Raw genomic sequence first — 10,245 nt, forward strand, 5'->3', positions numbered from 1 at the left:
AGCAGGAAGCCGCGGGGCGCGGTCGGGACTTGGGCGGAGAGCCAGAAGGAGCGGTACTCCCAGCCGGACGAGAGCTCCGGAAGGCCGGCATCGTCTTCCGCGGAACCTTGTACGACGGGCTCGTCGAAGTCATCGAAGTCGAGCGTGCCGTAGACCGTGTAGGTCACCCCGTCGACTCCGGCGGAGGGACTCGGCGACCCGGTGAAGACGGCCCCAGTGCGGACGGGAACGGTGAGCGAGAGGAACTTCATGCCGTGGTAGTTGTAGATCGACACCCGGCGCTTGCCCTCGTCCGCGGCGGAGAGCGGGTCGCCATCGAAGGCGAACTCCTCGAGGTTGGAGCGCCCGTCGAGATCCGGATCGTCGGGAAACTGGTCATTCTCCCCGGGCGTGAGACCGTGGTCGTCCGCCCAGATCTCGTATGGGCTGCGAACGGTAACGGAAACAACCAGCGCCCCGGTGAAGCCGCCCTCATCCTGCGCCCGGATGAAGATCTGTCCGCTTCCCGGCGCCAGTGCCGTGAACGTCAGGCGCCCGCTCGCGTCGACGGCAGGACCTGCCGTGAAGAGTCCGGGCGTGTCGGTGGTGACCTCGTAACCGACGAAGGCGTGACCGGTGGTGCCGGGGGTGAAGGTAGCGAAATCCGCGATGTCCACCGGGTCGGTGGTGTCGTAGCTCAGGGAGCCTGTCAGGAGCTGGAGCGTGGCGTCGCTTTCCTTCTCCACGATCTCGAACTTCAGGTCGAACCCGGTGGGCCCGGCGGTGCCGATGAAGGCGTCACCGGTGTTGTCGTCGCTCCATCCGAAATGCAGCGTGTCCGGGGCCGGGCGGGTGATGACGGGGGTCTGCTTGAGGATCCAGTAGGTCGGGTTCGAGAAGGACTTGAAGCGGACGGTATGGCCGGCGGGCGCCTCCAGCACCTGGAGGTTCTTGATCGAGAAGCGGATGCCTTCGCCCTCCTCGACGGTCGGGTAGTCGTTCGGCGCGGCCTGCACCACGTCGTCGATGCCGAGCCGGCCGAAGAAGGTGCCGTTGAGGTGGCCGCTCCCGGCATCCGACTCGCCGTCGGCCTGCACGGTGAAGCGGAACTTCACGCCTTGCGGATCGGTCATTGTGTTGTCGGCGTTCCAGGCGGTGAGGTCCGCTTCCAGCCGGACGCGGCCGGTGTCGGTCGTGTTGTCGAAGCCGTCGATGGACAGCACCTGGATCGGCACGTTGTTGCCGAAGCCGACATCGTTCGAGTCGCCCGCCATCACGGCCCCGCCGAAGATCCCGCGGTCGGACCGGTTGTTGGTGTCGACCTTGTCGGAGGTGCGGACGTTCAGGTCGAAGTTTTCCGCTGCGGGAAGTTCTCCGCTGAGGGTGGTGACCTTCACATTGTCGACGATGAAAGTGTTGAGGTGGTCGTTCGGATCTGCGGAGGAACTTGAGTTGGTGTCGGAGAAGCCGAGGCAGATGTTGTCGCCGTCGAGGGAGGCTGCGGAGATGTCGGCGGTGGCGATTTCCTGGCCGTCGATCGTCCAAGTGAGGGTGTCGCCTTCGCGGACGATCTCGATCCGGTGCCAGGCGAAGGCGATCTCGCCCGCGTCGGTGGAGCCGGTCTGGCCGGGATAGAGGGTCAGCTGCCCGGCGGGTGCCGATGCGGCCGGGAAACGGGAAACATAGTAGGCCGCGCTGCCGTTCATGCTGCCTGCGGCGTAGGTGGACAGGTCCGATACCAGGGTTCCGCCCACGTAGGTGCGGTAATCGGCGGCACTGCCGCCGTCGAGGGTGGTGCCGAAGAGGACCGTTCCGTTTGAGCCACGGCCGATCCAATCGGTGGCGCTGCCATCGCTGCCCCAGCCGAAGGTGGCGATCTGGGTGGAGCCGGAGCCGCCCGGTCCGAGCGGGCCCACGTAGTTGAGCCACGCGTCGAAGCTCAGTCGGAAGTCACCGGTGAAACTCTGGCCGTCGGGCGTGGTGGAGATTCCCTGGAACACACCGGCGTCGGAGTTGGCGAGGAAGCGCATGCCGATGGTGCTGCCCTTGTGCGAGCGGGGCGCGGCGGGAATGCCGATCGCGCTGTAGTCGAAGGCGTAGTCCACGCTGGCGTCGGCGTGGGAGAGCTGTTCGGTCCAGGCTCCTTCGCTCACGCCCTCGTCGAAGTCATCCTCAAACAGCGTGGTAACGGCCGGCGCGGCATTGACCTCCAGGGCGATGGCCGCGGCTTCGCGGGCGGCCTGAAGGTGGGTGTAGGTGACGGAGCCGGTGGTCTGTTGGACCAACCCGCCGACCAGGGTACGCGCACCGGCCTCGATGGCGTCCTTGAGATCGACGAATCCGGTGACCTCCGCGGCAGTGGTTCCGTTGATGTCCAGGGGGGGATTGCCGAGTCCCTGCTGGGCACCGATGGCATAGATCGACCAATGGCCCTGCTCCACGTTGTCGAGGGTCACTCCGGTGGAAAGGTCGCTGTTGGTGGCGGTGGAGCCGAAGGGATTCTCCGTGTCGATCCCGGAAAGGGTGAAGGCCGCGATCTTCGAGTTGCCGTTGAAGGGCACAATCGTGTCGACCCCCCACTGGACGGCGAGGGTTCCGGTTTGCGGGATGGGGAGCTCCAGCATGAAAATCGCGCTGCCGACTTCGCCGTCGGGCCGGAACAGCGTCTGGACGGGAACCAGCGGCGTGCCGCCGAAAGTGGCGGTGATCGTGCCGTCGAGGATTCCGTCCTGACCGGCATCGTAGGTCGCGGCGAGCAAGAGGATCTCCCCTCCGGTCACGCTGAGATCAAGGTTTCCGACTGCACCTTCCGAGTCCGCCTCGCCTCTGCTGACGTGGTCGATCATCTGGATTTCTCCGCGGGCGGGCGGGGCGGCGAGCAGGAAGATGGCGAGGGAGACGCAGGGGATCAGGCGCGGCAGGAGGTCGGGGAGGGGCGTCATGGATGTGGGCGGGATGGGTGAGTGGGAAGAGAGGGCGGCCGGAGGGTAAGGAACTGAGCGGGAATGATAAAGATTTTCGAACCATAAGGTTGCCTGTGAGGGAGCGGACACGCGCGCGGTGGCAGGGCGGAGGGAAACACTCCGGGCGTACACCAAGAAGCCGCCGCCCGGCGGGGCAGCGGCTTCATGACCCGGGAGAGCGGGTTTGAAATCCGAGGCTTGCACGGCGAAGCGAGTTGAAAACTCGCTCTCCTTATTCAGGCAAGGATCTGGTCCAAGACGTAGGGAAGGATGCCGCCGGCGTTGTAGTAGTCGACTTCGGCCGGAGTATCGAGGCGGACCTTGAGCGGAACCTCGACGGTGGAGCCGTCGGCCTTGTGGGCGACGAGGGTGGCGGGCTGCATCGGCTTCAACTCGCCGGCGATGCCGGTGAGGTCGAAGGTGGCGTCGACGAGATCCTTGACCTTGTCGTAGTCGGCCTTGTCGACGAAATTCAGCGGCAGCACGCCCATGCCGATTAGGTTCGAGCGGTGGATGCGCTCGAAGGACTTGGTGACCACCGCGGACACCCCGAGCAGTCTCGTTCCCTTGGCGGCCCAGTCTCGGCTACTGCCCATGCCGTAGTCCTCGCCGCCGATGATGACCAGCGGGGTGCCCTCCTTCTGGTAGGCCATCGAGGCGTCGTAGATGAAGGTCGGGCGGGCGCCCGCGGCGGCGGCGATCTCCTGGTCGGGTGCGGTGACTTCCGAGGAGCCGTAGAACTGGGTGTAGCCGCCCTCGATGCCGGGGCACATCAGGTTCTTGATGCGGACGTTGGCGAAGGTGCCGCGGGTCATGACGCGGTCGTTGCCACGACGGGCGCCGTAGGAGTTGAAGGAGGCCTTCTCGACGCCGTTCTCGAGCAGGTACTTGCCGGCCGGGGAGGTCGGCTTGATCGCGCCGGCGGGCGAGATGTGGTCGGTGGTGACGGAGTCGCCGAAGATGCCGAGCGGGCGGGCGCCGGTGATGTCCTGGCTGGCGCCTTGCTTGCTGTCGAAGAAGGGCGGCGACTGGACGTAGGTGGAGGATTCATCCCAGGCGTAGGTGGCACCGGTGCTGCCGTGGATCTCGCCCCACTTCGGGTTGGCGGTGTCGACGCTGCCGTAGAGCTTCTGATAGACGGCGGGCTTGAGGGCGGCATCGAGCTGCTCGCGGATCTCGGCCTGGCTCGGCCAGAGGTCTTTCAAGAACACCGGGTTGCCGGCCTGGTCATGGCCGAGCGGCTCGCTGGTGAGGTCGAGGTCGACGCGGCCGGCGAGGGCGTAGGCGACGACCAGCGGCGGGGACATCAGGAAATTCGCCTTGATCGAGCCGTGGACGCGGGCCTCGAAGTTGCGGTTGCCGGAAAGCACCGAGGCGCAGACCAGGTCGCCTTCCTTGATCGCGCCTTCGATCGCCGGGTGGAGCGGGCCGGAGTTGCCGATGCAGGTGGTGCAGCCGTAGCCGACCGTCTCGAAGCCCAGCTGGTCGAGTTCCTTGGTCAGCCCGGTGGCGTCGAGATAATCGGTGACGACGCGCGAGCCGGGGCCGAGCGAGGTCTTGACGAAGGGAGCGACGGTCAGGCCGAGGGCGTTGGCCTTCTTCGCGACCAGGCCGGCGGCGAGCATCACGCTCGGGTTCGAGGTGTTGGTGCAGGAGGTGATCGCGGCGATGAGGATGGAGCCGTGACGGAGCTCGGTATCGATCGGGTCGAAGGCTTCCTTGGCGAGCACCGTGTCCGGGGTCGGGCGGTTGGTGGTCATCTCGGCTTGGTCCTGCGGGGCCCCGTGATCGATGTTTTCAAGCAGCGAACCGACGGCGTAGCCGGCGGGTTCGGGCATTTCGACCGGGATGACGACGTCACGCTTGTCGGCGCTGAGACCGAAGCCACCGTCGGCGGTGCTGGCCGTGAACAGCGCGTTGAAGCGGTCGCGCAGTTCGGGGACGTCGATGCGGTCCTGCGGGCGCTTCGGCCCGGAGACGCAGGGGACGATGGTCGCGAGGTCGAGCTCGAGCTCGTCGGTGTATTCGCACTGGCCCTTGTCCGGGATGCCGAAGAGGCCCTGGGCCTTGTAGTAGTTCTCGACGGTGGCACAGAGCTCATCGGAGCGGCCGGTACCCTTGAGGTAGCGGATGGTTTCCTCGTCGACCGGGAAGAAACCCATGGTCGCGCCGTACTCGGGGGCCATGTTGGCGATGGTCGCGCGGTCGGGCAGGCTGAGCGCCTTGGCGCCGGGGCCGTGGAACTCGACGAACTTGCCGACTACGCCGTGCTTGCGCAGCATTTCGGTGACGCGGAGGGTCAGGTCGGTGGCGGTGACGCCTTCGGCGAGCGCGCCGTGGAGGTAGACGCCGACGACTTCCGGGACCAGGAAGGTGACCGGCTGGCCGAGCATGCCGGCTTCCGCCTCGATCCCGCCCACGCCCCAGCCGACGACGCCCAGGCCGTTGATCATGGTGGTGTGGGAGTCGGTGCCGACCAGGGTGTCGGGGTAGTAGACGCCGTCCTTGGAAAGCACGCCCTTCGCCAGGTACTCGAGGTTGACCTGGTGGACGATGCCGATGCCGGGCGGGACGACGGAGAAGGTGTCGAAGGCCTGCTGGCCCCACTTGAGGAACTCGTAGCGCTCGCGGTTGCGGATGAACTCGATGGCCATGTTACGGTCGAGCGCGAGCTGCGAACCGGCGAAGTCGACCTGCACCGAGTGGTCGACGACGAGGTCGACCGGCACCAGCGGCTCGATCTTCTCCGGCGAGGCCCCGCGGGCCACGGCGGCATCGCGCATGGCGGCGACGTCGACCAGCAGCGGCACGCCGGTGAAGTCCTGCAGGACGATGCGGGCGACGGTGAAGGGGATCTCGTAGTCGCCGGGTGACTTGGCGTTGTAGTTGGCGAGGTTCCTGACGTCGTCCTCGGTCACCTTGCGGCCGTCGACGTTGCGCAGCACTGACTCGAGGACGATGCGGATGGAGACGGGGAGTCGGGAGAGATTCGGGAAGTCCTGTTCGGCGAGGGCGGGGAGGGAGTGGAACTTGCCGTCGGCGCCAGAGCCGGTGGTGAAGGTGCGGAGAGTGTCCATGGGAGCACCCTAGGGCAAAAGTGGCGGGGCGTCGTGCGGGAATTGGGAGAAGGACTTTTTAAGTCCTTTGCTGGAGAGGAAGGAGTTTCAAACTCCTTCTCCATATTGCCACAGCTTGAAAGTGCCCGGCGGGAGCTTGGCGGGGTTCTTCGCGATGTAGTTGCGGACCCAGTCGAAGTGCTTTTGGGAGCGGATGAGGCGGTCCCAGGACTCGTGCTGCCAGAGTTGGCCGCTTTGATTCAGGGCAGCGTTGATTTTGCGGGCGGTGAATCGTTTCCAGGTATGCAGGATGTCTTCCGTGAGATGATCGCCGAGAGGGTGGAAAAGGATGTGAACGTGGTTCGGCATCACCACGTAGGAGTCGAGCCGGTAGCGTTCGCCGTCGAAATGGTGGAAGGCGTCGGCGACGATGGCGGCGATGCGGGGATCCCGGAGGACGCAGCTGCCGTGGGCGTCGTCGAGCAACGCTTCGAACCGGAGGGTGAAGAGGCGGTTGTGCTCCCTATGGGTTTTGTCGTCCCAGGGTTTGGGATGGGTTTGGGATGGGTTTCTTCCCAGAACTGCTTCTTGAGGAGGAGTTGTCGGACGACCGACTCGGGCAGCGAGTCGGCGAGGCGCCAGGTGACGAAAAGCCACGCCTCGCCCTGCTGCCAATGGGGCAGGTTGCCCCGGTGTTTCTCGATGGCCTTGTCGGGATCGAGGAACATACGGAGAAGGACTTTTCAAGTCCTTGGTTTGAGATGAAGGAGTTGGAAACTCCTTCTCCTTAGCCCGCCACCATTTCACCCACCGGTGGGGCGAACTGGGTGAGCGGGATGCCTTCGACGGCGACCTTGTATTCGTCCAAGGTCGGCGTGCGGCCGAGGATGGCGGAGAGGACAACGACCGGCGTCGAGGAGAGCAGGGACTCGCCCTTCTTCCGCTCGGAGTCCTCCACCACGCGGCCCTGGAACAGGCGGGTCGAAGTGGCCATGACGGTGTCACCCTTGGCGGCCTTCTCCTGGTTGCCCATGCACAGGTTGCAGCCGGGACGCTCGAGATACATCATGTTCTCGTACTCGGTGCGGGCGGCGTTCTTCGGCGCGTTGTCGTCGAACTCAAAACCGGAGTACTTCTCGAGGGTTTCCCAATCACCTTCGGCCTTGAGCTCGTCGATGATGTTGTAGGTCGGCGCGGCGACGACCAGCGGGGCGTTGAACTCGACCTTGCCTTGGGCTGCCTCGAGGTTCTTGAGCATCTGCGAGACGATCTTGAGGTCGCCCTTGTGGACCATGCAGGAGCCGACGAAGCCGAGGTCGACGGTCTTCTCGCCGCCGTAGTAGGACAGGGGGCGGATGACGTCGTGGGTGTAGCGCTTGGAGACGTCCTCGTTGTTGACGTCGGGGTCGGCGATCATCGGTTCGTCGATGAGGTCGAGGTCGACGACGAACTCGGCGTGGTACTTCGCGTTGGCGTCGGGTGCGAGCGGCGGCTTCTCGCCGGAACGGATCTCGGCGATGCGCTTGTCGGCCTTGTCGATGAGGCCCTGGAGGACGCCTTCCTCGTTGTCCATGCCCTTCTCGATCATGATCCGGATGCGGGCCTTGGCGATCTCGAGCGACTCGATGAGGGTCTCCGGCTGGGAGATGCAGATCGAGGCCTTGGCCTTCATTTCCGCGGTCCAGTCGGTGAAGGTGAAGGCCTGGTCGGCGGGCAGGGTGCCGATGTGGACCTCGATGATCCGGCCCTGGAAGACGTTCTCGCCGAACTTCTTCAACATCTGCGCCTGAGTGGCGTGGACGACGTCGCGGAAGTCCATGTGCGGCTTGAGCTCGCCCTTGAAGGTGACCTTGACCGACTGCGGGATCGGCATGGTGGCCTCACCGGTGGCGAGGGCCAGGGCGACGGTGCCGGAGTCGGCGCCGAAGGCGACGCCCTTCGACATCCGGGTGTGGGAGTCGCCGCCGATGATGATGTCCCAGTCGTCCACCGTGAGGTCGTTGAGGACCTTGTGGATGACGTCGGTCATGGCGTGGTAGCCGTCCTTGGGATCGCGCGCGGTGATCAGCCCGAAGCCGTTCATGAACTTCATGAGCTTCGGAATGTTGGCCTGGGCCTTCTTGTCCCAGACGGACGCGGTGTGGCAGCCGGACTGGTAGGCGGCGTCGACGATCGGTGAAATCACCGTGGCGGCCATGGCCTCGAGCTCCTGCGAGGTCATGAGGCCGGTGGTGTCCTGCGAGCCGACGATGTTCACCGTGACGCGAACGTCGGAGCCGGCGTGCAGCGTGACGCCCGGGGTGGTGCCGACGGCGTTGCGGTTGAAGATCTTCTCGACGGCGGTGAGGCCCTGGCCTTCGTGCGAGATTTCCTTGGACGGCGCGAAAACGACCGGCGCCGTGATGCCGAGCGTCTTGGCGGCGAAGGTCTGGAGCTTCTTGCCGAAGACGATGGCGTAGGAGCCGCCGGCCTTCATGAACTCGAGTTTCTGCGGGGTGAAGGCCTTGGCGATGTCGTGCACCTCCTTGCCGTCGATGAGGAGTTTTTTGCTCCGGGTGTTGATGGTGAGGACGGTGCCGGTTTCGACCGAATAGACCTGCTCGAGCACGGGGTCGCCGTTGGCATCGAGGACGGGCTTGCCGTCGGCGTCTTTCTTTTTGACCCAGTTCTGGAGGTCGAGGCCGATGCCGCCGGTGACGTCCACGGTGGTCAGGAAGATCGGCGAGATGCCGTTGGTGCCGGCCACAATCGGGGCGATGTTGACGAAGGGCACGTACTTGCTGGCCTGCTTGCCGGTCCACAGGGCGACGTTGTTGACGCCGGACATGCGCGAGGAGCCGACACCCATGGTGCCCTTCTCGGCGATGAGCATGACGCTCTTGTCGGGATGGAGCTTCTGCAGGGCGCGGATGGCCGACTGGGCCTCCGGGGTGATCATGCACTTGCCGTGCAGCTCGCGGTCGGAGCGGGAGTGGGCCTGGTTGCCGGGCGAGAGGAGGTCGGTGGAGATGTCGCCCTCGGCCGCGATGTAGGTGACCACCGGGATTTCCTCGGGGACGTCAGGGAGTTGGGTGAAGAACTCGGCCTTGGCGTAGCTCTCGAGGATGTCCTTGGCGACGGCGTTGCCGGCCTTATAGGCGTCGCCGAGGCGGGCGAGGTCGGCGTCGTAGAGGAAGACCTGGGTCTTGAGGACCTCCGCCGCCTGGCTGGCGATCGCGGCGTCATCGCCGAGGGCGAGATTGAGCAGGACCTCGATCGAGGGGCCGCCCTTCATGTGGGAGAGCAGCTCGAAGGCGAAGGCGGGGGTGATCTCCTCGACGACGGTGGTGCCGAGGATGATCTCCTCGAGGAACTTCGCCTTTTCGCCGGCGGCGCTCGTGGTGCCGGGCAGGGTGTTGTAGATCAGGAAGTTAAGGGATTCCTTCCGGGCTTCGTGGCCGGGTTCCTTGATTTGGGAAATGACCTCGGCCAGCAGCTCACCGCCATCGATGGGCTTCGGGTGCAGGCCTTGTTCTTTGCGTTCCTCGATTTCCTGGATGTATTCCTGATACAGGCTCATGGCAGCTCAACGGCTTGGCGTTTTTGGCGGGATTTCAGCTCCCGCGGTCACGGGCGCGGAGGTTAGGGAGAGGGTAGGAAATGTCAAAAAGGTTCCCCGGGGCGGTGGCAGACGGCCGGAACCGCGGGAAAAGCGGTCTTGCCAGCCCGGACGCCGGCTTCAGATTGCCGGGCGAAATGAGCCTTCCGACCAATCTCGTCACCATTCATCCGTACTTCAAAACCCATCCCGGCAAGCAAGAGCAGGCGGAGTGCCTTTTGCGCGATTTCGTCGACAAAACCCGCGGCGAGGAGAAGTGCCTGTTCTACGAGTTCACGGTGCTGGAGGACCGGGTGTTCTGCCGCGAGGGTTACGAGGGAGCCGAGGGCGTTCTGCATCATCTCGACAACGTCGGCGAGATCCTCGGGAAGATGTTGGAGATCTCCGAGCTGACCCGGCTGGAGTTCCACGGTCCGGCCGGAGAAATCGACCGCCTGCGCGGGCCGCTCGGCCACCTCAACCCGGATTGGTACGTGCTGCACAGCGGGTTGGAGCGCTGAGTTTCTCAGTTAACTAATCCGTAATTCAAAGATCTCGCTTCTCCGCGGGATCTTGCTTTGATCTCGGCGTTTCCCCTCACCCCCCCCCGATTTGCTCGCGAGAGCCGCGCCGGCTTTGAAAGCAGGCGCGACCGGACCCCCATCCGGAA

6 protein-coding genes are annotated in these 10,245 nt (G+C 65.0%); 2 read left to right on the forward strand and 4 right to left on the reverse strand.

The window, feature by feature from the left end:
• The 3 genes from IG178_RS12960 to IG178_RS12970 form a co-directional block, all read right to left on the reverse strand.
• On the reverse strand, positions 1-2,921 hold a 2,921-nt coding region (locus IG178_RS12960; RefSeq protein ID WP_193212985.1), incomplete at its 3' end, for a hypothetical protein.
• Positions 2,922-3,178: 257 nt separating this feature from the next.
• Positions 3,179-6,019: an aconitate hydratase gene (locus tag IG178_RS12965; RefSeq protein WP_193212986.1), complete on the reverse strand. Its 2,841-nt coding sequence runs from the start codon at positions 6,017-6,019 to the stop codon at positions 3,179-3,181.
• A gap of 87 nt (positions 6,020-6,106) precedes the next feature.
• Complete coding sequence (locus IG178_RS12970; RefSeq protein ID WP_193212987.1) at positions 6,107-6,484, reverse strand: transposase; 378 nt, start codon at positions 6,482-6,484, stop codon at positions 6,107-6,109.
• 77 nt (positions 6,485-6,561) lie between these two features.
• Here IG178_RS12970 and IG178_RS12975 point away from each other — a divergent pair, with 77 nt between their 5' ends.
• Positions 6,562-6,789 (forward strand): hypothetical protein, encoded by a 228-nt coding sequence (locus IG178_RS12975; protein WP_193212988.1) that lies wholly within the window; start codon positions 6,562-6,564, stop codon positions 6,787-6,789.
• On the opposite strand, the gene IG178_RS12980 is transcribed toward IG178_RS12975, so the two are convergent.
• Entirely contained in the window at positions 6,786-9,557 is a 2,772-nt protein-coding gene (locus IG178_RS12980) for a bifunctional aconitate hydratase 2/2-methylisocitrate dehydratase (RefSeq protein WP_193212989.1), read from the reverse strand. The genes IG178_RS12975 and IG178_RS12980 overlap by 4 nt on opposite strands.
• A gap of 176 nt (positions 9,558-9,733) precedes the next feature.
• Here IG178_RS12980 and IG178_RS12985 point away from each other — a divergent pair, with 176 nt between their 5' ends.
• Positions 9,734-10,096, forward strand: a complete 363-nt coding sequence (locus tag IG178_RS12985; RefSeq protein WP_193212990.1) for a putative quinol monooxygenase — start codon at positions 9,734-9,736, stop codon at positions 10,094-10,096.
• Positions 10,097-10,245: the final 149 nt, after the last annotated feature.

The organism is Neoluteolibacter marinus, assembly GCF_014904755.1.
Taxonomy (GTDB): Bacteria; Verrucomicrobiota; Verrucomicrobiia; order Verrucomicrobiales; family Akkermansiaceae; genus Haloferula; species Haloferula marina.

Excerpts from the sequence above, each read along its gene's own strand:
- IG178_RS12965 (WP_193212986.1), bottom strand. The coding sequence starts at position 6,019 with ATGGACACTCTCCGCACCTTCACCACCGGCTCTGGCGCCGACGGCAAG.
- IG178_RS12975 (WP_193212988.1), top strand. The coding sequence starts at position 6,562 with ATGGGTTTCTTCCCAGAACTGCTTCTTGAGGAGGAGTTGTCGGACGAC.
- IG178_RS12980 (WP_193212989.1), bottom strand. The coding sequence starts at position 9,557 with ATGAGCCTGTATCAGGAATACATCCAGGAAATCGAGGAACGCAAAGAA.
- IG178_RS12985 (WP_193212990.1), top strand. The coding sequence starts at position 9,734 with ATGAGCCTTCCGACCAATCTCGTCACCATTCATCCGTACTTCAAAACC.